This is a genomic window from Collinsella sp. UBA1693, assembly GCF_002320115.1.
Lineage (GTDB): Bacteria > Actinomycetota > Coriobacteriia > Coriobacteriales > Coriobacteriaceae > Collinsella > Collinsella tanakaei.
In genome coordinates this window covers 70783-92907 of record NZ_DCJT01000013.1, presented here as the reverse complement: position 1 = coordinate 92907, position 22125 = coordinate 70783, and the positions used below count along the sequence as shown (strand labels likewise).

At 63.3% G+C, this 22125-nt stretch carries 20 protein-coding genes; 5 read left to right on the top strand and 15 right to left on the bottom strand.

Going from position 1 to position 22125, the window contains the following annotated elements:
• Positions 1-181: 181 nt before the first annotated feature.
• The 8 genes from B3H65_RS09445 to dnaK all read right to left on the bottom strand — a co-directional run bounded on the left by B3H65_RS09445 (position 182) and on the right by dnaK (position 9220).
• Entirely contained in the window at positions 182-364 is a 183-nt protein-coding gene (locus B3H65_RS09445; RefSeq protein WP_286685045.1) for a hypothetical protein, read from the bottom strand.
• Between the two features lie 185 nt (positions 365-549).
• Positions 550-3156, bottom strand: a complete 2607-nt coding sequence (clpB, locus tag B3H65_RS09440) for an ATP-dependent chaperone ClpB (protein ID WP_286685162.1) — start codon at positions 3154-3156, stop codon at positions 550-552.
• Positions 3157-3371: 215 nt separating this feature from the next.
• Positions 3372-3539 carry a DUF6019 family protein gene (locus B3H65_RS09435; protein WP_286685044.1) on the bottom strand — a complete coding sequence of 56 codons (168 nt, stop codon included), beginning with the start codon at positions 3537-3539 and terminating at the stop codon, positions 3372-3374.
• Positions 3540-3656: 117 nt separating this feature from the next.
• Positions 3657-4349, bottom strand: a complete 693-nt coding sequence (locus tag B3H65_RS09430) for an ATP-binding protein (protein ID WP_286685043.1) — start codon at positions 4347-4349, stop codon at positions 3657-3659.
• A gap of 655 nt (positions 4350-5004) precedes the next feature.
• The gene (locus B3H65_RS09425) at positions 5005-5418 is read right to left on the bottom strand and encodes a heat shock protein transcriptional repressor HspR (protein ID WP_009141146.1); all 414 of its coding nucleotides are present in this window, start codon (positions 5416-5418) and stop codon (positions 5005-5007) included.
• Positions 5419-5452: 34 nt separating this feature from the next.
• On the bottom strand, positions 5453-6418 hold the full coding sequence (locus B3H65_RS09420) for a DnaJ C-terminal domain-containing protein (RefSeq protein WP_278562619.1): 966 nt from the start codon (positions 6416-6418) through the stop codon (positions 5453-5455).
• Positions 6419-6542: 124 nt separating this feature from the next.
• Positions 6543-7304, bottom strand: a complete 762-nt coding sequence (locus B3H65_RS09415) for a nucleotide exchange factor GrpE (RefSeq protein ID WP_286685042.1) — start codon at positions 7302-7304, stop codon at positions 6543-6545.
• 26 nt (positions 7305-7330) lie between these two features.
• Positions 7331-9220, bottom strand: coding sequence for a molecular chaperone DnaK (dnaK, locus tag B3H65_RS09410; RefSeq protein WP_286685041.1), 1890 nt, complete (start codon positions 9218-9220; stop codon positions 7331-7333).
• Positions 9221-10137: 917 nt separating this feature from the next.
• On the opposite strand from dnaK, the gene B3H65_RS09405 reads away from it, so the two are divergent.
• A complete protein-coding gene (locus tag B3H65_RS09405; protein WP_009141142.1) occupies positions 10138-10323 on the top strand; it encodes a DUF362 domain-containing protein in 186 nt (61 codons plus the stop codon).
• Between the two features lie 236 nt (positions 10324-10559).
• Here B3H65_RS09405 and B3H65_RS09400 read toward each other — a convergent pair whose 3' ends face one another.
• The 5 genes from B3H65_RS09400 to B3H65_RS09380 form a co-directional block, all read right to left on the bottom strand.
• Entirely contained in the window at positions 10560-11102 is a 543-nt protein-coding gene (locus B3H65_RS09400) for a transcription repressor NadR (protein WP_009141141.1), read from the bottom strand.
• Positions 11102-12019 (bottom strand): carboxylating nicotinate-nucleotide diphosphorylase, encoded by a 918-nt coding sequence (gene nadC / locus B3H65_RS09395; RefSeq protein WP_286685040.1) that lies wholly within the window; start codon positions 12017-12019, stop codon positions 11102-11104. Before nadC ends, B3H65_RS09400 begins: the two co-directional genes overlap by 1 nt.
• 8 nt (positions 12020-12027) lie before the next feature.
• Positions 12028-13482, bottom strand: coding sequence for an L-aspartate oxidase (locus B3H65_RS09390; protein ID WP_286685039.1), 1455 nt, complete (start codon positions 13480-13482; stop codon positions 12028-12030).
• A gap of 12 nt (positions 13483-13494) precedes the next feature.
• A complete protein-coding gene (gene nadA / locus B3H65_RS09385; protein ID WP_286685038.1) occupies positions 13495-14451 on the bottom strand; it encodes a quinolinate synthase NadA in 957 nt (318 codons plus the stop codon).
• A gap of 201 nt (positions 14452-14652) precedes the next feature.
• Positions 14653-15234 (bottom strand): hypothetical protein, encoded by a 582-nt coding sequence (locus B3H65_RS09380; protein WP_286685037.1) that lies wholly within the window; start codon positions 15232-15234, stop codon positions 14653-14655.
• 175 nt (positions 15235-15409) lie between these two features.
• Here B3H65_RS09380 and trxA point away from each other — a divergent pair, with 175 nt between their 5' ends.
• The 4 genes from trxA (at position 15410) to hypF (ending at position 19410) form a co-directional block, all read left to right on the top strand.
• Positions 15410-15730 (top strand): thioredoxin, encoded by a 321-nt coding sequence (gene trxA, locus B3H65_RS09375; RefSeq protein ID WP_117679909.1) that lies wholly within the window; start codon positions 15410-15412, stop codon positions 15728-15730.
• A gap of 356 nt (positions 15731-16086) precedes the next feature.
• Entirely contained in the window at positions 16087-16335 is a 249-nt protein-coding gene (locus tag B3H65_RS09370) for a hypothetical protein (protein WP_009141135.1), read from the top strand.
• A gap of 3 nt (positions 16336-16338) precedes the next feature.
• A complete protein-coding gene (gene nikR / locus B3H65_RS09365; protein ID WP_009141134.1) occupies positions 16339-16785 on the top strand; it encodes a nickel-responsive transcriptional regulator NikR in 447 nt (148 codons plus the stop codon).
• 84 nt (positions 16786-16869) lie between these two features.
• A complete protein-coding gene (gene hypF, locus B3H65_RS09360) occupies positions 16870-19410 on the top strand; it encodes a carbamoyltransferase HypF (protein WP_286685036.1) in 2541 nt (846 codons plus the stop codon).
• On the opposite strand, the gene B3H65_RS09355 is transcribed toward hypF, so the two are convergent.
• Positions 19407-20462: a ribokinase gene (locus tag B3H65_RS09355; RefSeq protein WP_286685035.1), complete on the bottom strand. Its 1056-nt coding sequence runs from the start codon at positions 20460-20462 to the stop codon at positions 19407-19409. The two genes, hypF and B3H65_RS09355, sit on opposite strands and share 4 nt — an antisense overlap.
• 202 nt (positions 20463-20664) lie before the next feature.
• Entirely contained in the window at positions 20665-21657 is a 993-nt protein-coding gene (locus tag B3H65_RS09350; protein ID WP_286685034.1) for a nucleoside hydrolase, read from the bottom strand.
• Positions 21658-22125 lie beyond the last annotated feature (468 nt).

The window sequence follows — 22125 nt, the reverse complement described above, 5'->3', positions numbered from 1 at the left end:
CTTCACGGCCCAAAAGCCCAAAGCGGATTAATTGCTATCATTTCGGTATACAAAAGCTTTCTCGATTTCGATGTGATTATCCTTCGCTTTTGCGCAGGTGCCGTCGCGAGGACCGGAAGAATCCCGCGTGAAAAGCAGGAGCCTGGCCCAAAGAAACCTCTTCTGAGAGCGATAGCATCCTTTACGCCCACGGGTCGTGCTGAAACAGAGGCTCCTTGGCGGGACGACGATCGGAATAGGGATCGTAGCCGTCGTCATCTTCGTTCTCCGCACGCACAAACGGATCGCGAGAAGCCATCTTGCGTTCGCGGCGCAGCTTCTCCTCGAGCGCGCGTTTAATCTCTTCTTCAGAGCTCTTCTTCATGGCGATTCCTTCCGTTTCCTTCGCCACCATTATACGAATCAGACATAGGCCCTCATCGCGCACGCAAGCTTTCTAAAGAAGCATCCGCACCGGCAGCATAGAAAAAGGGAGCCGGGACACAATGCCCCAGCTCCCCTAGCGTCTCTGCTTATCCAGCACCCTTATCGATGCCCTTCGGCAGCGCGCTACTCGACTTCATACGTCACGTTCTCCGCGTCGGCGACAACAAAGTTGTTCTCCGCATCCACGTCCACCGTGACCTCGTCACCCTCGCGCACGCGACCATCGATGATAGCACGCGCTATCGCGTCGACCACCTCGCGCTGGATCAGGCGTTTGAGCGGACGGGCGCCGAACACCGGGTCCAGGCCGCCCACCGCGAGCATCTGCTTGGCCGTCGGGCTGATAACCAGCGTCATGCGCTCCTTAGCAAGACGACGGCGAACGTCTGCAAGCTGGATGTCCACGATCTTCTCGATCTGGGCCATACCGAGCGGATGGAAGACCACGATGTCGTCGATACGGTTCAGGAACTCGGGCCTGAACGTATGGCTCATGGCCTCGTCCACCTGGCGGCGCATCTCCTCATCATCCCTGCCCGCGTACTCGGCGATCGCCGTCGAGCCCACGTTGCTGGTCATGATGATGATCGTGTTCTTGAAGCTCACCTGACGGCCCTGGCCATCGGTCAAGCGACCGTCGTCGAGCACCTGCAACAGCACGTTGAACACGTCCGGATGCGCCTTCTCCATCTCGTCCAGCAAAATGACGGAGTAGGGCCTGCGGCGCACCGCCTCGGTAAGCTGGCCGCCCTCGTCGTAGCCCACGTATCCCGGAGGGGCGCCGATGAGGCGTTGCACGCTGAATTTCTCCATGTACTCGGACATATCGATGCGAACCAGCGCGCGCTCATCGTCAAACAGGCACTCGGCCAGCGCCTTGGCGAGCTCGGTCTTGCCCACGCCGGTGGGGCCAAGGAAGAAGAAGCTGCCGATGGGGCGGTCGGGGTCGGAAAGGCCCGCGCGGCTACGGCGAACGGCGGCGGCGACCGCGGTCACGGCCTCATCCTGGCCGATAACGCGCTTGTGCAGCTCGTCCTCAAGCGTCTTGAGCTTATCCAGCTCGCCCTGCATCATCTTTGACACAGGTACGCCGGTCCACGCGGACACGACCTCGGCGATCTCGTCAGAGGTCACCTGCTCGTTCAAGCCCTCGCCGGAAGCCTTTTGCGCCTCGAGCGCCGCCTCCGCATCGGCGATCTCGCGCTCGAGCGAGGGGATCACGGAGTAGCGCAGCTCACCGGCGCGCTCGAAGTTGCCGTCGCGCGTCGCTCGCTCAAGCTCGCCCTTGGCGTCATCGATGCGGCTCTTGAGATCCTGCACGTGGTCGATGGCGTTCTTCTGGTTCAGCCAGCCGGCCTTCTGCACGTTCAGCTTCTCTTGGACCTCGGCGATTTCCTGGCGCAGGGTCTCCAGGCGCTCCTTCGAAGCGTCGTCGGACTCCTTCATGAGGGCCTGCTCCTCGATCTGCATCTGGGTGAGCTGACGGGTGATGGCGTCGATTTCCACCGGCATGGAATCAAGCTCCATGCGCAGGCGGCTTGCGGCCTCGTCCACCAGGTCGATGGCCTTATCGGGCAGGAAGCGGTCGGCGATGTAGCGATCCGAAAGGTCCGCCGCCGCCACCAGGGCGCCGTCCGTGATGTGCACGCCGTGGAAGATCTCGTACTTCTCCTTAAGGCCGCGCAGAATCGAGATGGTGTCCTCCACGGTAGGCTCGCTGACCATAACCTGCTGGAAACGACGGGCCAGCGCCGCGTCCTTCTCGATGTACTTGCGATACTCGTCCAACGTGGTGGCACCAATGGCATGCAGGTCGCCGCGGGCAAGAGCAGGCTTCAAGATGTTGCCGGCGTCCATGGAACCTTCGGTCGCGCCAGCGCCCACAATAGTATGCAGCTCGTCGATGAACAGAATCACGCGGCCATCGGACTTCTGCACCTCCTTGAGCACGGCCTTGAGACGGTCCTCGAACTCGCCACGGTACTTGGCGCCGGCCACCAGCGCGCTCATGTCGAGCTCGATGATGTCGCGATCGCGCAGCGTGCTGGGTACGTCGCCGGCGACGATGCGCTGGGCGATGCCCTCCACGATGGCGGTCTTGCCCACGCCCGGCTCGCCGATGAGCACGGGGTTGTTCTTGGTACGGCGGCTGAGCACCTGGATGGTGCGACGGATTTCCTCGGTACGGCCAATGACCGGATCGAGTTTGCCGGCGCGCGCCAAATCGCAGACGTTGCGGCCGTACTGCTCCAGCGCCTCGAACTGCATCTTGTCATCTTCGCTGGTCACGCGATCGTCGCCGCGCAGCTCCGTGTAGACCTCCTCGATGCGGGCGCGCGTCACGCCGGCCTGCGACAAAATCTGCCCCGCCTGGCCCTTGTCCTCGGCCAGCGCCATAAGCAGGTGTTCGGTCACCACAAAGTTGTCCTCCATCTTGGAGGCGAACTTCTCGGCCTTGTTCAGAACGCGCGTCAGCTCGTTAGAAAGCCCGATCTGGGCCTCGCCGCTCACCTTGGGGGCACCGTCTACCGCCTGCTGCGTCGCGCGAGCAAGCTGCTTGGGGTCGGCGCCGATGCGCTCGATAATGACCGAGATGTTGCGCTCGCCGCTGGTGAGCAGCGCGCTCAGCAGGTGGACGGGCTCCACCGCGCCGGCGTTCGCGTCGCCCGCGATACCAATTGCCGTCTGCAGCGCTTCCTTGGAGGTCATCGCCAGCTTGTCGATCCTCATATTCATCACCTCTCCTGGGTTGCGCGCGCCGGCGCCCCGGGCTTGCGACCCCTAGCGCCGTTGCGCACGCAGGCCACCCTACGGGGCGGCCCATCGTTTAATCGAGGCTATTGTTTCCGACCAGACTGGTTTCTAAACACAAATCTAAGTCTCCATATATAAGATTTCTTAAGCGCTTATATAACAGAGGTTACTCCGGCATTTGCCGAACCGCCCTATGCCCGGCGCTCCATATCAAGGTCGCGCATGGCTTCCTTCACGCCGTTTTTGACCGCCGCTTTGATGAGGAAGTAACTCACCACAAACGCCAGCACTATGGGGACGATGAGCAGCAGCGCCCACGTCAGCACCAACACGGTCTCCGTTACGCCAAAGCCGGACATAAGCTCTCCAATCTTTTGCAGTGATATACCAGCGGTGTGCCCAGAAGAGCGCGCAAGATGTAGCAAAGGGCGCACGGCATCCGCCACGCGCCAAAATACAGCGCTCAAAACTATGAGCTACAGCTCCTCGCGAAGATAGCTGTCAAACCCGGGAATGTCGAACCACACGCGACCTCGCCCGCGCTCTCCAATCACGCCCTGGTCAATAAGGCGCAAGCGGTATTGAGATGCGTAGCTCGAGCTCACGCCCATACGCCGAGCCACGTCCGCCATCCTGCTTCCGCCTTCGTCTTCCAGCGTCGCCTGAAGAAAATCGATATCTTTTGCCGAAAGGTCTCGCAACGTGCTGCGATACACGCCGTCCCTCATGTCGTAGCCAGCAACCTCGATTCCACGCGCCACGGCGTCGGCATCGATAGCTCCGCCATCCTCGCTGGACTCCCAGGCATGAAAACCCACCAGCTGCATCATGTAGGGAAAGCCGCTGGACGCTTTTTCAGCAAGATCAAGCGCTTCCCGCTCGATGCTCCTGCCACCGCCTTCTACCGTCTGCCGAATCGCAAACGCCATGTCGGCATCAGAGATGCATCCCAAGCGATACTGCTTTGCCCTGCGCAAGAAGGAGGCAGATTTGTTAGACAGCAAGCTCGATACGTTGTTTGGCAACCCAGCCATCAGTAGGGCGACGCTGCGTCCCTCCCTCACAAAGTGCTGGTATACAGCTGCAAACTGAATCATCTCATCAAGATCGGACGTGACCTCGTCCACGGTAATCAACAAGCCCGTGCCCTGCGACTCCAAGGTATCCAAAACACGATACATCCTTGTTCGCCAGCTACCCTCGGGCTCGTCCGGCAGCTCCCATGTGGCTCCAACCGCGCTTCCTATTGTCAGCCCGGTCAGCCCAGCGCCTTTGCCATCGTCCAGAATATCCGAGGCCTGCGCAACAGCGCGTTGGTATATATCTTCAAGCATCCCCGGAAGAGCCGTTACGCTAACGCACGCCCACCCGCGTTCCTGCGCAATACCTGGAATGATATTGAGCAGCGCGGTTTTACCCGTGCCTCGTGCACCGACAACAATTAAATTCAAGCGCGGATCGCCCGTTCCGTTTTCATAGCCGCGCCGCATGCCCTCGATGATGTCTCGGCGACCAGCAAGAACAAGCGGCTCGCTGCCAAAACTTGGAGTAAAGGGGGTTCTTCAACGCAACCAGCTCCTTCTATCGCTCACCTTTGTTCGTTCGTTCTCGCCCCCGTCCGCTTGGATCCTTTTAGCAAGTTTTAGTTTCTTTTAGCAAGTATTAGCAAACAGTCGCCTCCAATCTAGCACATGCAGATGTGGACGATAAAATCTGGACGAGAACCCTCAAAACGCGAAAGGGCGCCTGGCATGCAGCCAAGCGCCCTTTGTTGTTCAGTTGCCGCCACCCGTAAAGGCGGCCATATTTGCGGCAAGCAAGCGCCTACAGCGAGCCGCCGCCCAGAAGGCCGCGCAGCACCTGCTCCGGATTCGCGCTGCCGTCGCGCGGAGCCAAGGCCGTGATGCGCTTCTGCATCTTCAGCTCATGCAGCTCGTCCTGCGCGCGGCGCAGCTGCTCGCGCAGCTTCTCGTTCTCGCGCTCGCGCTCCTCAGCCCGCTCCTTCATATCGAGGATGCGGACCACGCCGGCAAGGTTGATGCCCTCGTCCGTAAGCTGGTTGATAAGCTCCAGGCGCTCGATATCGCTTTGCGAGTACAGGCGGGTGTTGCCGCCCGAGCGCTTGGGATTGACCAGGCCCTTGGACTCGTAGACGCGCAGGGTCTGCGGGTGCATGCCCGTGAGCTCAGCGGCCACACTGATCATATACAGCGGCTTGTCGCGTCCATCTTGGGACATTGTTAACTCCTCACCCTAGGCGTGCTGGCAGCTCTTACATCTTAGCGCGGAAACGGTCGACCTTCTCGCGATAGTCGCGCTGGTCGGCTTCCAACAGGGACTCAAGGCTTTCGCGCTCTTGGTCGGAAAGACGCGAGGGCGTCTGCACCACGATCTTGACCAGCAGCGCGCCGTTGCGACCGCGATGCTTTACGTCCGGCGCGCCCATATCCTTGAAACGGAAGGTCTTACCCGTCTGCGTACCCGCCGGAACCTTAAGGCGAACCGTGGCGCCGCCCGGGGTGGGAACGTCCACCTGGCAGCCCAGCGCCGCCTCGTAGATGGAGATGGGCAGGTCCATATTCACGTCTGCACCCTTGCGCTTGAACAGCGGGTGCTCCTCGACGTGCGTGGTAACCACCAAGTCGCCGCGCTCGCCGCCGCCGGTGCCGTACTCACCGCGCCGCTTGTAGCGCAGCTTGCCGCCATCCACCGCGCCGGCGGGCACGGAGACCGTTATGGTCTGCTGTTCGCCGGTGGAAGGAATGCGGTAGGTCACCTTATGCGTCACGCCGCGAAACGCGTCCTCCGCCGTAACGTCCACGGTCAGGGACAGATCGCTGCCCTTGCGGCTGCGCGCACGCGCCCCCGCGGCGCCGCCCATGCCACCCATGCCGCCGCCAAACCCCTGGCCCCAATCAGAGCCGAAGGCGCCCTCGCCACGCAGGATGCTGTCGAAAATATCACCCCAGCCCGCACCGGCGCCTCCCGTGTAGGTATAGCCGCCGGCACCGCCGGCGCCGGGCATGCCGCCAAACATCAGCAGCTGGTCGTATTCTTTGCGCTTCTTCGCGTCAGACAGGGTCTCGTACGCTTCGCTGATCTCTTTGAACTTCGCCTCGTCGCCGCCCGCATCCGGGTGATATTTCTGGGCGAGCTTGCGAAACGCCGTCTTGATGTCCTTGTCGGAGGCGTCGCGTGATACGCCGAGGACGTCGTAGAAGTTCTTACCCTGTGGCATCGTCTGCCTCCTTTCTTCAAAACGAAACCAGAGCGCGTCGCCAAGAACCCCAAGTGGGTCCACGACAACGGCTCTGGTCCCGCAAAGGGCTCCGGTCGCGATCAGCTTCCGAAGCCCTGTCTACTTACTCGTTGGCGTCCTGGGCCTCATCGGCCTCGGGCTCCGGCGCGGGGCGCTTCTCGCCACCGTAGGTGACCGTCACCATCGCGGGACGCAGGACCTTGCCGCCCATGCGATAGCCCTTCTGGTACACGTCGTTCACCGTCTCGTCGTACTGGCTGGCGTCCTCAACACGGCCCACCGCCTGGTGGACGTTGGGATCGAACGCCTCGCCGGCAGGATCAATGACCTCGGCGCCCTCATGCTCCAGCACGCCCATGATCTTGACGCGGACGGCATCCACGCCATCGACAAACTGGCTAAAGCTCTCAGAAAGCTCCTGGGCGCGAGCGTGGTCAAGCGCGCGCTCCATGTCATCGATCGCAGGCAGCAGCGCCATCACAAGCTTCTCGGTCGCGCGATCGCGCTCCTCGTTGCGCTCGCGGGCGGTGCGGCGACGATAGTTCTCCCAGTCCGCCTGCAGGCGGGCGTGGCGCTCGACGGCGTCCTTCGCCTTTTCTTCGGCGGACGAGGCGGCCTCGGCAGCTTCCCCCAACTCGTGACGAACCTGCTCCAGCTCTTTGACGGCCTTTTCGTACTTGAACTTAAAGTCGTTCTCGGCAGCCTCTTCACCGGCGCGGATGGCGGCCTCGACCATTTCCTCCTCAGTCATGGCCGGAGCCTCCGCCTCGGCGTCGACAACTTCCTCGACAACCTCGGGCGCTACGGTCTCTTCTTCGGTCTCGGGTGCATCAACTTCCTCAACCGACTCAACAGGGATCTTCACGTCCTTCTCCTTACGCGGGGACATCGTTAGTTGTTGGAATCGTCGTCAACGACCTCGTAGTCGGCATCGACCACGTCGTCGTCAGAGGAGGAACCATCGGCAGCGGAAGCCTGCTGAGCGTCAGCGTAAACCATCTGAGCGAGTTCGTAGGCAACGGACTGCAGATTGTCGCCAGCGGACTTGATGGCGTCGATATCGGAGCCCTCGAGTGCCTTCTTGGCGTCGGCGATAGCGCTCTCAGCCTTGCTCTTGAGGTCGCCGGAAACCTTGTCGCCCAGCTCGTTCAGAGTCTGCTCGGTGGAGTAGCACAGGGAGTCGGTCTGGTTGCGGGCCTCGACCTCTTCCTTCTGCTTCTTGTCCTCCTCGGCATGGGACTCGGCATCCTTGACCATGCGATCGACTTCCTCGTCCGAAAGGGCAGTGGAACCGGAAATGGTGATGGACTGCTCCTTGCCGGTGCCCTTGTCCTTAGCGGAAACCTTCACGATGCCGTTGGCGTCGATGTCGAAGGTAACCTCGATCTGAGGCACACCGCGGCGGGCAGCCGGGATGCCGGAGAGCTGGAACTTGCCCAGGGACTTGTTGTCGCGTGCAAGCTCGCGCTCGCCCTGCAGAACGTTGATCTCGACGCTGGTCTGGTTGTCGGCAGCGGTGGAGTAGACCTCGGTCTTGCTGGTGGGGATGGTGGTGTTGCGGTCGATCATCTTGGTCATGATGCCGCCCATGGTCTCAACGCCCAGGGACAGCGGGGTCACGTCGAGCAGCAGGATGCCCTCGACGTCGCCGGTGAGAACGCCGCCCTGAACGGCAGCGCCGTTGCAGACGACCTCGTCCGGGTTCACGGACATGTTGGGCTGCTTGCCGGTCATGTTCTTGACCAGATCCTGAACGGCGGGCATACGGGTGGAACCGCCGACCAGAATGACCTCGTCCACCTCGTTCAGCGAAACGCCGGCGTCGCGCAGGGCCTTGGTAACGGGCTGCTTGCAGCGCTCGAGCAGGTCGCGGGTGATGCGCTCGAACTCGGCGCGGGTCAGGGTGTAATCAAGGTGCTTGGGGCCGGTGGCGTCAGCGGTGATGAAGGGCAGGTTGATCTGGGCCTGCTGAGCGGAGGAGAGCTCCTTCTTGGCGTTCTCGGCCGCCTCCTTCAAGCGCTGCAGAGCCATGGCATCGCCGCGCAGGTCGATACCGTTGTCCTGCTTGAACTTGTCTGCCATCCAGTCGATGACGCGCTGATCCCAGTCATCGCCGCCCAGGTGGTTGTCGCCGTTGGTAGCGAGAACCTCGAAGACGCCGTCGGCGAGGTCGAGCAGGGACACGTCGAAGGTGCCGCCGCCCAGGTCGAAGACCAGGACCTTCTGCTCCTGGGTCTTCTTGTCCAGACCGTAGGCCAGAGCGGAGGCGGTGGGCTCGTTGACGATGCGCTTGACGTTGAGGCCAGCGATGCGGCCGGCATCCTTGGTGGCCTGGCGCTGGGCGTCGTTGAAGTAGGCGGGGACGGTGATGACGGCGTCGGTGATGGTCTCGCCCAGATACTTCTCGGCGTCGGCCTTCATCTTGGACAGGGTCATCGCGGAAATCTGCTCGGGGGTGTACTCCTTACCCTCGATCATGACGACGCAGCGGCCGTTTGCGCCTTCCTTGACCTCGTAGGGAACGGTCTTCAGCTCGTCCTGGACCTCGGAGAACTTGCGGCCCATGAAACGCTTGATGGAGAACACGGTGTTCTTGGGGTTGGTGACGGCCTGGTTCTTAGCGGCCTTGCCCACGATGCGGTCGCCGTCGGCGCGGAAGCCCACGACGGACGGGGTGGTGCGGTCGCCCTCTGCGTTCACGATGGTAGTGGGGGTGCCGCCCTCCAGGACCGCCATGGCGGAGTTGGTGGTACCGAGGTCGATGCCGAGGATCTTGCTCATAGTAATCATCCCTTCTTGGGGTTGGACCGCGCTCCCCGAGTCGCCGTGAAGCAGCGGTGCCTTTTTCGTTCGGTAGTACTATATCCCCTTAAGTATCGCGATATACAAAATCTAAGTCAATTCATATAAGATTTCTTATTTCGTCCGCCCTAAAGTTACTTAAGTGAGCACGCCACGTGCGCTGAGCATGGGATTCTCTAGCCGGTGCTCTTGTTTTGGCCACATCGGCGGACCTCCGTCATCTTCACATTGCTCCACAATCATGCAAGTGGGCTTCATGACGCCGCGCTTTGGCGCGTCTGCTGAAATCGCGCTCCAGTTGGACTTGCGCGTCCGCTGAAAACGAGCTCCGGTCGCGCCCGTTTGCTGAAAATGCGGTTCAGTTGGACTTGGCGCTGCTGGAAATGACCTCCAGTTGGAGTTGGGCGCTTAGGCACAACAGATCTCTCCAGGGAAACTGCAGGTAATGGCGCCGCAGCCACAATCTCCTCGCTGGCGCAACTCCAACTGAAGGCCGTTTTCAGCAGTCGAGCGCGCACGGAGGCATTTTTCAGCAGAGCGCAAGTTCAACTGAAGGCAAAAAACAGCAACCGCATCACGCCCAGCCACGTGGGCGCCTCAAAGCCGGCGCTCGAGCAATCAGCCGCTGCCCAAACCGGTGCCGCTCTTTATTAAAGATACTTTTCCTAGGAATGCATCCCAATTATTAGAAGTGAGAGTATGGGCGCAGGCAAGCCCTCTACCTGCATGTTTTCAACCCATAGCAAAAGCAATCTCTAGTAAGCCATAGCTGACTCGGTGAACGGTATGAAGAAGCTCACCGCGAGGACTTGCAAACCCCTTTACTCGCGGTATATTTGACCCGACCGACCGATGCCTGTCGCCTAAGCGCATCGGACTATAGAGAGGAAACTACCATGGCTCATCCCGTAATTGATGCCGACGAGTGCATCGCTTGTGGCGTTTGCGTTGACGCTTGCCCCGCTGGTGTTCTGGAGCTCAACGACGTCGCTACCGTCGCTGACGAGGATTCCTGCGTTGCCTGCGGCGCCTGCCAGGACGCTTGCCCCGCTGGCGCGATCACCGAGATCGTCGACGAGTAACATCGTACGCGCACCCGCGTGCTAAAGAGAACCCGACTCGAAGCGGATAATCCGCCGAGCCGGGTTCTTTTTTATTTCACCCCTAGACAACGAAGCCGCAGCGGGTAAGCCGCAGCGGGATGCTGCAGGCAACCCCGGCGAAGCGGCCCCACGGGCTTACCCGCCGGGTCCCTCCGCCATCGCATGAAGCCCCGCCGCGACATCGGGCTCAACGCCGCGCCGCCACGCCAAAGCCGCTACGCCAAATCATCCTCATAGGGCATAACCTCTGCCAGGTAGCCCTTCTCTGCAAGCGATGCCTCTATCTCGTCCAGCTCCTCCTCAGAATCCGCCACGATGCGGTGGAAATGATAGCCGCTGGTAACGGTCATAAGAGGAAAGCTCTTGCCCGTCTCGATACCCTTGATATAGCGGGCGACGTCGCGTCGGTTGCGCACGTCCAGATCCGCGGTGATCTTGCCGTAAACGCGGTGGTTGACCATCACGTTGGTGACCGCGCCGCCCAAGTCGACAATGGTATTGAGCTCGTCCTCAACATCGTCCACCGTGTGATGCACCTTCACCAGGCGCGTGGGCAGCTCGGCGACCGCGCCCTCGCGCAGAACGTAGCCGCGCGCCGTGGCGACCACGTCATGGCCGTTGGCGCGCAGCAAGGCGATGTCTTGGACGATGACCTGCCGGCTCACGCCCAGGGCCCGCGCCAGCGCGCTGCCGGAGACGGGCGAGGCGGCACGCTGCAGCTCGCCCATAAGCTCGAGCCTGCGTTCGCGACCTTTCATCACTTGTCCTCACCCGCATGCAGCGCGATATCGGCAGCGCCCGCCGCCACGCCTTCGTCCTCGTCCTCGATCATGCGCAGGTGCTTGAGAGACAGATCCAAAATGCCGGCCGAATGAGTAAGCGCGCCGGAAGAGATCACGTCGACGCCCAGGTCCGCCAGCTCGCGGATGCTATCCAGGTCCACGTTGCCGGACGCCTCCACCACGGCGCGCCCGTCGATAAGCGCGATCGCCCGGGCCATGTGGTCGTGATCCATGTTGTCCAGCATGATGATGTCCGCGCCGGCGTCCACGGCCTCGCGCACCATGTCGAGCGTCTCGCACTCCACCTCGATTGTGCACGTAAACGACGCGTGAGCGCGCGCCGCCGCGACCGCCTGCGCAATGCCGCCCGCCGCGTCGATGTGGTTGTCCTTGAGCATGACCGCGCTCGAAAGGTTGTAGCGATGGTTGGCGCCGCCGCCCAGGCGCACGGCTTCCTTCTCGAAGATGCGCATGCCGGGCGTGGTCTTGCGCGTGTCTGCCAGCACGGTCTTGGTACCCGCCAGCGCGTCCGCCATGCGACGCGTGTAGGTGGCGATGCCGCTCATGCGCTGCAGGTAGTTCAGCGCCACGCGCTCGCCGGACAGCAGCACGCGCGCGTCGCCATAGACCATGGCAAGTAGCTGGCCGTTCTCGACGCGGTCGCCGTCTTGCACGCGGGCATTCACGCGCGTCGAGGGATCAAGCAGCGTAAACGCGCGCTCAAATACACCCAGGCCGGCAATGACGCCATCCGCCTTGGCAATCAGCTGCACTTGCGCCTCGCGGCGGGCGGGGCACACGGACATGGTGCTGATGTCCTCGCTGGTAATGTCCTCTTGCAGGGCGCGGCGAATATACTCGTCCGCCACAAGGTTCATGGTAATGGGGTTCATGGGTCCTCCTAGTTGGCCTGAGATAATTTGGACGAGGATTCGCCACGCACCGGACTCGCGGGATCAGATGCGTTGGGCGCGGAACTCGCGGGCGCCGCGCACAGGCGGTCGATCGATGCGTCGATGCCGGTTGCGCGGTGCGCCCCGTCTAGCGCCGGCTCCCCCGTAGCCTCAACTTCAAGCGAGCGGCCCGTGGCGATGTTGTACGCTGCGCGGCGCGCGAACACCAAAGCCTCCAGCAGGCTGTTGCTTGCCAGTCGATTGCGTCCATGTACGCCGTTGCAGCTGGTTTCGCCCGCAGCGTACAGGCGGGGCATGGCAGTTGCGGAATCGCAGTCCACCCGCACGCCACCCATGAAGTAATGCTGCGTGGGCACCACGGGGATGGACTCGTCCAAAATATCGCGGCCCTCTTCCAAGCAGCGCTGGCGAATGTTCACAAAGTGCTCGCGCACCACCGCAGGGTCCACGGAGGCGAAGCTCAGCCACTCGTGCTCCGAGCCGTCTGCGCGCATCTGCTCGCGAATGGCAGCGGCCACCACGTCGCGCGGCTGGAGCTCGTCGACAAAGCGCTCGCCTGCCTGGTTGAGCAGCACCGCGCCCTCGCCGCGGCAGCTCTCAGAGATAAGAAACGTGCGCCCCGGTCGCTGCGAATACAGGCCGGTGGGGTGAATCTGCACGTAGTCCAAATGCTCCGTCTCAAGGCCATACTTGGTCGCCAGATACACTGCGTCGCCCGTGAGCTGGGGAAAGTTGGTGGAATGCTGGTAGACGCCGCCAATGCCGCCCGTCGCCAGCAGCGTGGCGCCCGCATGGATCTCAAAGGCGGGGGCGGGACGGGCGCCGGCAGCGGGCTCGCCGGCAGCGGGGTCGCCGGCCGCGGGGTCGCCGGCAGCGGGGGCGGTCGCGTCCTCTGGCATAAGCTCGTCGATGGTCTGGACGGACTGCTCCTCCGTCACCGGGCAGGCCACAACGCCGCGGCACTCTCCCTCCTCAACCAGCAGATCGATCATGGCCGTGTGGTCCAGAATCTCCACGTTGGGCAGCTGCTGCACGCGCTCTAGCAGCTTGGACGTAATCGCCTTGCCCGTAACGTCCCTGTAAAAGGCGATGCGCGGACGGGCATGCGCGCCCTCGCGGGTAAACGCCAGCGAGCCGTCCGCCTCGCGATTGAACTCCACGCCCAACGCCACCAGGTCGTTGATGACCGAACGGCTGGAGCGAATCATGATGTCCACGCTCTCGCGGCGGTTCTCGTAATGCCCCGCGCGCATGGTGTCCTCAAAAAAGGAATCGTAATCGTCGCCCTCCGGCAGCACGCAGATGCCGCCCTGGGCAAGCATGGAGTCGCACTCGTCCAGCTCTCCCTTTGAAAGCATGACCACGCGCGAGGTGGCGGGCAGGTTCAGCGCGGCATACAGGCCGGCCACGCCGCAGCCCACAATGACAACATCGCAGTCCATCTGCTCCCCTTTCTAGCGGGCCGCGTACTCAAGCATGCGGTCGAGCGTCAGCTTTGCCTGGGGCGCCGCGGCGGGGTCGACCGCGACCTCGCCCAAACCCGTCTCCAGGCACGCCGCCACCTTTTCCAGGGTGACCATGTCCATATCGCGGCAGGTGGGAGGCGTATGAGTGAAATAGAATCGCTTGGAGGGGCAGCGTCGCTGCAGCTCATAGAGGACGCCGCGAACCGTGACCACGATGAACTCGTCCGCGTCGCTCGCCTCCGCGGCCGCAATGATGCCGGAGGTCGCGCCTATGTAGTCGGCCTCCGCCAGGACCTGCTCGGTGCATTCTGGATGCGCCAGCACTCGCGCGGCGGGATGCTGGGCCTTGAGGTCGCGAAGCTCGTCCAAAGACACCTCTTCATGGCGCGGGCAGCAGCCCTGGTTGAGGATGATGTGCTTGCCCGGAACCCGCTCGGCCACATAGCGGCCAAGGTTACGGTCGGGAATAAACAACACGTGATGCTGCGGCAGCTCGGAGACAATCTTGACGGCGTTGGACGAGGTCACGCAGACGTCGCTCCAAGATTTGACCTCTACCGTGGAGTTGACGTAGCAGGCGACCGCGAGGTCGTCGCCGTATTGCTCGCGCGCGGCCTCCACCGTTTCGCGCTTGACCATGTGAGCCATGGGGCAGTCCGCCGCGGGCTCGGGCAGCAGCACGGTCTTGGACGGATTGAGCAGCTTGGCGCTCTCGCCCATAAACTCCACGCCGCACAGCACAATGGTCTGCTGCGGCAGGCTGACGGCGAGCTTGGCCAGGTAAAACGAGTCGCCCACGTAATCTGCCGCAGCCTGGACCTCCGGCGCCACGTAATAGTGCGCCAGGATCACGGCGTCGCGATCCTGCTTAAGCCGGGCGATGCGCTCAAGCAGATTCTGCGCATCGGCGTCCTTAGCGAGATCGCCATTCAATTGTCGATTCATTATTGTCTCCCCCTGTTTGACGCGCCCGCGCGGACGCGCTCTCAATCGTTGGGGAAAGTATGGCACCAGACCATACACCTGACAAGACAGGTGTAAAGACTGTTAACGTTTCATGCACATGAGGCGCCACCGACCCGCGGCGCGGACGGGCTCGCCCAGAACATGGCGCAGACTTGCCGTGAGGCGGCCGGGAGCGAATCTCTAGTACGGAGCGGCGGCGGGACGAATCTGCTTGAGGTACGCCCACATGCGCTGCTTGGCCGCGCGATCCGCAAGCGCCGCTTCGAATCCGTCGAGCGCCAGCACGCGGCGACCCAGCACGGGGGCCACCAGACCCGGCATAAGCATCGCCGTGTTAAAGTCCTCGATAGCGGCAAGGGCGTCCGCATACGCCTCGCGCATAAGCGCCGTCGCGGCATCGTCCAGCAAAATCACGGCCTCCGGATCGAACGCCTCTACGGCCTCGCGGAAAAACTCAACCGAAAGCGGGCCGCCCGAGGCGCCGGCAGACGCGTCTGTGCCCTCACCATACACGGCAGCCATACCGCAGAAATCCTCGGGCGCAAACCCCACCGCGGAAAGGGCGGAACGCAACGCGTTGCCGTCAGCGCCCGCCAAGAGCTCGCCGCCCGCGATCTCGGCCGCGTTAAGATCGCCCTTTACCAGCAAAACGGGCGAAAACCCGTTGCCCACGGCGCGCAGGCCGCGCGACACCAGAGACTCAAGCTCCTGGTTCGCTTGATTATGCAGGGCGGATTTGCGATCGGCGGTAGAGATGTTCATGGGATTCCCTCTTTCTCTTATGCCGCACCATTCTACCGCGCGGACGGCGTCTCGCAATGTCGGTAACCTTGTCACATAAACCGTTGCAAGCATTGGCGCAACTTGGGTATAACGCTTGTCGATGAGATAAACCACCGCGCGCCGTAGCGTCGCGGGCACGCCAATAGGAGGAACCATGGCAAACATCACCGAGGTCACCATGGCCAATTTTAACGATCTGCTGAACGAGGACGCCCCCGTCCTGGTCGACTTCTGGGCACCGTGGTGCGGCCCCTGCCGTACGCTCTCCCCCATCGTCGACGAGATCGCCGATGACCTTGCCGGCCAGATCAAGGTCGCCAAGTGCAACGTGGACGAGAACCAGGATATCGCCATGAAGTACGGCGTCATGTCCATCCCCACCCTGGTTCTGCTCAAGGGTGGTCAGGAAATCGCCCGCACCGTGGGCGCCATGCCCAAGGCCAAGCTCATGGCGGAGCTGCAGGCGCACCTGTAAACCCCGCCCCTCCCGCGAGGGCAAACCAACAGCCCCCTTCCGCCCCGGCGCCCTCCCCTTCTGGCGCCGGGGTTTCTTTTTTGCCCCGCCTGTCCAATAACAACACGCATGAAGACAGGCGCAGCCGTCCCGCTGCGCAGTTCTTGAGGATAATTGCATCGATTTTAAAAAATGCTGAGTAGACCCCAGTAACCTAACGCCGCTACCTCGAATTTCGATATGTTATTGATTTGGTATACAAATCAAATCTCAAAAGTAGTGCAATTATCCGTAAGAACCGTGAAAGCCCCGCCGTAGTACACTGAACCAACAGCGACACAACCGTCCGTTTTTTGGACCTACCCCAGGAGGAAGCCATGCATGACGTGGGAATGAACATGAGCCAGCTCGCCATGAGCGTCAAGCAGGTCGACGACACCATCCAGCTTGCCCATGAATGGAGCCACCAGCTGCTGCACGCCACCGAGAACTTCGACATGGAACGCATCGGCGCCAAACTCGAAGCCGCCATGGCCGCCCTGCACGAAGCCCACGATGCACTCGAGGGCTACGAGGACGCCATAGAGGCCGACCACAACTCCGTTGGCTCCGTAAAGCTGGTGTAGGCGGTGGCCACCACCCCGGGCGCAGCCGCCGAGCTCGCCCGCTTCTCCATCGCCGTTCCGGAGGACCTGCTCCGCGCGTTCGACGAGCAGATCAAGCGCCGCGGCGACAACGCCAACCGCTCGGAGGCTATCCGCGACCTCATCCGCGCCTCGCTGGTCGAGGATGCGCAACGCACGCCAGACGCGCAGGTCATAGGCTCGCTCACCATGATCTACGATCACCACACCGGCGACCTCACCCGTCGTTTGGACGAGGTCCAGCACGACTACACGGACGAGATAGTCTCGACCATGCACGTGCACCTGGACCACCACAACTGCCTTGAGATTCTCGCCCTCAAGGGCCGCGGCGAGCGCGTCTACGAGCTCGCCGACAAGCTACTGGGCCTGCGCGGCGTCTCCCATGGCGAGCTCACCTGCGCGGCGACCGACTCCAGCCTCGAGCTGTAGCGGCATCCGTCGCGCAACGCCCGCTGCGGCGCAGCCCGCACCGCGCCGCGCCGCGCGACGGCACCCCAAAAGTTAGGAACATGTATGACCGACGCCCTCATCCATATCACCGGCATTGTCCAGGGCGTCGGCATGCGCCCCTTTGTCTTTCGCGAGGCCGTTGCCAACCGCATATCCGGCTGGGTGCTCAACGCCGGCGACGGCGTACACATCGAGGCCCATGGCGCGGACGAGGATATGCGCAAGTTCGTGCGCGCGCTTTCCGCCCACGCGCCCGCCGCATCCCGCATCGAGCGCGTGGCGGTAACCCCGCTCGACAACCATCCATCCCGCAGCGGCGACGCGGCTTCCGCCCCCGGCGCACCCGCGTTCATCATCCGCGCGTCAGAGGATGAGACAGCGCACACCACGCTGGTCTCGCCCGACATCGCCACCTGCCCGGACTGCGTCCGCGAGCTCTTCGACCCCACAGACCGGCGCTACCACTACCCCTTCATCAACTGCACCAACTGCGGACCGCGCTTCACCATCATCCGCGACCTGCCCTATGACCGCGCCATGACCTCCATGGACCGCTTCCCCATGTGCCCCGCCTGCGCTGCCGAATACGCCGATCCGCTCGACCGGCGTTTCCACGCCCAGCCGGACGCCTGCTTTGAGTGCGGCCCGCACATCACGTGGCGCGGGCGCGATCCTCAGCCCGGCACCGCGCCCGACGCCGGACCAGTCCCCGCCATTGGGCGCACCCGCCAAGAAAGCGACGCCATCATCGAGCGCTGCCGCGAACTCATCGCCGCAGGGAGCATCGTCGCCATCAAGGGCTTGGGCGGCTTTCACCTCGCCTGCGACGCCGCCAATCAGGCCGCGGTGCTCGAACTCCGCCGCCGCAAGCGCCGCTCTAACAAGCCGCTCGCCATCATGGTGCGCGACATCGACCGCGCCCGCGCCCTTTGCCATGTGGACGAGGACGAGCAGCAGCTGCTCACAGGATCGGTACGGCCCATCGTCCTGCTGCGACGCCGCAAGCCCGCGCCCGGCGCCCGCCCGGCAGCAGCGCCCGCGGTCGCGCCGGCAGTCGCGTTCGACCTGCCGGAGCTGGGCGTCATGCTGCCCTATACGCCCCTGCAGCACCTGCTGCTGGCGGCCTGCGAGAAGACCGGCGTCACCGCGCTAGTCATGACCAGCGGCAACGTCAGCGAAGAACCCATCGAAACAGACGACGAGCTTGCCTGGGAGCACCTGGTCGCCGCCGGCATCGCCGACGCCCTGCTGGGCAACGACCGCGACATCCTCTCGCGCTACGACGATTCCGTGGTGCGCATCGTCGACGGTACCGCCATGCCCGTGCGCCGCGCCCGCGGGTACGCTCCGCAGCCCCTTCCGCTGCCCGTACGCCCATTGCCGCCCGCCACCCAAAACGCCCCCATCGCGCAGGACGCCTGCATCCTGGCGTGCGGAAGCGAGCAGAAGGCCACGCTCGCCCTCACGCGCGAGAACGCGGACGGCTCGGCCAGCTGCTTCTTGTCCCAGCATATCGGCGACATAGAGAACGCCGAAACCCTCGACGCGTGGCACGCCGCGCGCGAGCGCCTCACCGGCCTCTTCGACCTGCGGCAAACCACCATCGCGTGCGACCTGCACCCCACCTACCTTTCAAGTCAGTGGGCGCGCCAGCAGGCAGCGCAGCACCAAGCCCCGCTCGTAGAAGTCCAGCACCACCACGCCCACATCGCCGCCGTCATGGCCGAGCACTCCCGCAACGACCGCGTCCTGGGCTTGGCGTTCGACGGTACCGGCGCGGGCACGGACGGCACCGTGTGGGGCGGCGAGCTGCTGCTCTGCGGCTTTGGCGGCTACGCTCGGGCGGGATCGCTCGCGCCGTGGCGCCTGCCGGGCGCGGCGGCATCGGTGCGCGACGCCCGCAGAAACGCCCTGTCCCTCCTTTACGCTGCCGACTTGCTGGACCACCCCGGTGCGGCGGCAGCGCTCGGCAAACTTGATCCAACGATGCGCGAGGTCACGCTGCAGATGGTCGAGCGCGGCATCAACAGCCCGCTTACCAGCAGCATGGGCCGCCTCTTCGACGCTGCCTCGGCCCTGCTGGGCATCTGCGGCACCGCCACCTACGAGGGAGAACCCGCAACCCTCTTGGAGGCCGCCGCATGGCGAGCCCACGACCGCAACGCGCCCGCCATCGACCTGCCCCCCTTCGCGCTGTCCTGTCAAGGCCCCGCAGAACCAGACTTCCAGACCCGCTCGCATATGGCGCGTGTGGACGAGGAGCTTCCGAAACGCCGTCTGACGCTCGATCCCGCACCTGCGCTGCAAGGCGTTCTCGATGGACTTCACGCCGGCGCGCCTACGGATGCGCTGGCCTTAGCGTTCCACCAATCCGTCGCCCGCTCTGCTTGCGCCGCCGCGGAAGACATCTGCCGCGATGCCGGCATCCATGCCGTCGCCCTCTCCGGCGGCGTCTTCATGAACCGCTTGCTGCTGCAGTTTATCCGTGATGGGCTTGAGCGCGCGGGGCTTGAAGTGCTTATCCCGCACAGCGCCCCCGTCAACGATGGGTGCATCGCTTACGGGCAAGCAGCGGTCGCTCGGCAGCGCTTGAGCCTGGCCTAAACCAGCTGCTCGGCAGTTCCGTCTACGACGATCAAGTCCGCAGCACCCTCGTCCGCAACAACAGCCCCGTCCGCAACATCCTCGTCCGCAGCGGCAACCTCGTCCGCAGACGGAATCGAAGCGGCAGCGCCCGGGCGCGAGACAGCGATCGACGCCGCGCGTGCAGCCGTAGCCATGGCCGTAAGCGCGCTGTCACCCAACGCGATTCCCGCCAAGAAATAACCCGTGAACGTGTCGCCAGCTGCCGTGGTGTCCACCGCCTTGCAAGGGCATGCCGGCACGTGCGTGCACGCGGCGCCGTCAATAAGATAGGCTCCCTGCGCCCCCAGCGTCATGACGATGCACGTGGAGCGGAAGCGCTCGCCCAGCGCGCGGGCCACCGCTGCCCAATCACCCGCGGTCGCGTCAGCCCCCGCGGTCGCGGTGGCCTCTCCAGCCCCGATATCGGCACCGCCCACAGAAGCGGCGCTCAACGCTTTGAGCAGCTGCATCGCTTCGATTTCATTCACCAGCAGGTAGTCGACCTTATCCAAAGGCAGGTCCATAATCGACGCATCGAAGGGCGAGGGGTTGAGCGCGACCTGCATGCCGCGGTCCGCCGCCTGGTCGATAACCTCGTCCACCAAATTAACCTCGTTTTGCAGCACCACCATGTCGCCGGGCCCATAAAACGCCAGCGCCCGACGAACCAGCTCGGGCGTCACACGGCGGTTGGCGCCGCCGTACAAGATGATGCAGTTGTCGCCCGCGTCATCATTTTGGATAACGGCGAGCCCGGTTCGCTCGTCCTCAAGTACCTCCACGCGGGTCACGTCGATGCCCGCCGCCTCAAGCTCGCCCAGCAAAAACGCGCCGTCCGCCCCCACGCAGCCGGCGAACGCCACGTCCAGGCGCCCCGCCGCGGCGCGCGCGAGCGCTATCGCCTGGTTTAGACCCTTGCCGCCGGCGCGACGAACCACGCTGGTCGCCGCCAGCGTCTCGCCGCGCGCAACCATATGAGGCACGCGATACGTGTCGTCGATGTTTGCAGATCCAAAGCACAAGATGCTCATGATGCCTCCCGGGCGCCGCGGCCAGCGCAATCTATGGTCGCTTGGATGGGATTTCTCTTTGGGATTATCGCACGGGCAGGGACGCCGCGGGCTGCATTTGCACGGCAGCGAAGCGCGGCAAGGGGCCTGGAGCGGCGCCTTCTGTCCCAAGCCGGGCGCTAGGCCATACACCCCAAGCCGCCGCGCAGGCATCCAAAAGCCGTTAGCGAACCGCTTGGAGCAAGTTGCCCAGGACCTTCTGGAATCCCAGCGCGTCCACCAGGCTCAAAACCAACGCATTAGACGGTGTCACATCCCCCGAGACCTTCGCGGCGCCAGCATCCGCGCCGTCGTCCGCAGCGACAAGCCGCGTCTCGCCACGGTCGTCCTGGCCCAAGCCAATCTCAACAACGCCGCGCACTCCTTGAAACAGGTCGGGCGCAAGCACGTAGAGCAGCGGCACCGCATCGTGCACCACGCACACGCCATGCGGCCACGAGGCGGGATCGCCCTTGTAAAAGGACAGCATACGAGCCAGCGCGCAAAGGCGTTCGCTATCGCCATCGCGCATCGATGTCAGCTGCTCTGCGGACAGCCCGCTTCTGAGCGTGACGTCCAGCCCGCACATCACCACGGGCACGCCCGACGCAAAGACCATGTGCGCCGCCTCAGGATCCGCCCAAATGTTGTACTCCGCCCGCGGGGTCACATTGCCGCCGCAGGTAGACCCACCCATAATGACCACGTCTTGAATGCGGGCAACATCATCTGGAAACGCGCGCAGCAGCAGGGCGATGTTGGTGAGCGGCCCCGTAGCCACCAGCCTTATGCGGCGCGCGGGCGCCAGCAAGCAAATGGCCTTGTGCATTGCCAGCACTGCAGAATCGTTGGCAAGAGCTCGGTCGCCCGCGGGGACCTCGACCTCGCCCAGGCCGTTCGCCCCGTGCACGTGGGCGGCATCGCACGCGGCGCGCACCAAGGGGCGGTTCGACCCGCGGGCAACCGGCACGTGTGGAAGCGCCAAATAAGAGGCTAGTGCCAGCAGATTCGCCGTCGTCACGTCAAGCGACATGTTGCCCGCAACGCTCGAAAGCCCATGCAGACGCACGCGCCCCCGCCCAACCGCGCCGGAAAGGGCGGCCAGCATCACGGCGTCATCGATGCCGGGGTCACAGTCAACCCACACATCGCTTACAACATAATCTTCCCAGGTCATGGCACCCCTCTTCTTCTGCAGCGAGCGCACCCGCGCGCTCTTGCGTTCCGCACCCATCATACCCACGCCAGCCGGCGGCGCGTGTCAGCCAGCGGCGCGTGTCAGCCAGCGGCGCGTGTCAGCCAGCGGCGCGTGTCAAAAAAGCCTTTAGTGTGGAGGTTAGGACAAATAGTGCCTTAGTGCGGTCCGGAGAGATCTCGAAGCGAATTCATTATGCATCAAGCCCCACCGTCCAAGCCATCTACCTCGACCGATACAGATACCGTATTCATAAGGTACCAATCTATCACCCTTTTTCACCACACTAACGTACTATTTGACACAATCCGAACCGCACTAAGCGATTATTTGTCCTAACCTCCGCACTAAGCGATTATTTGGCACACCCTCCATTTCGCAGTAAGGCGCTATTTGGCTCGGAGCCCGCTTGGGGCGGCCCGCCCCTCTCGCTCGGCCCCCACTCCCCAG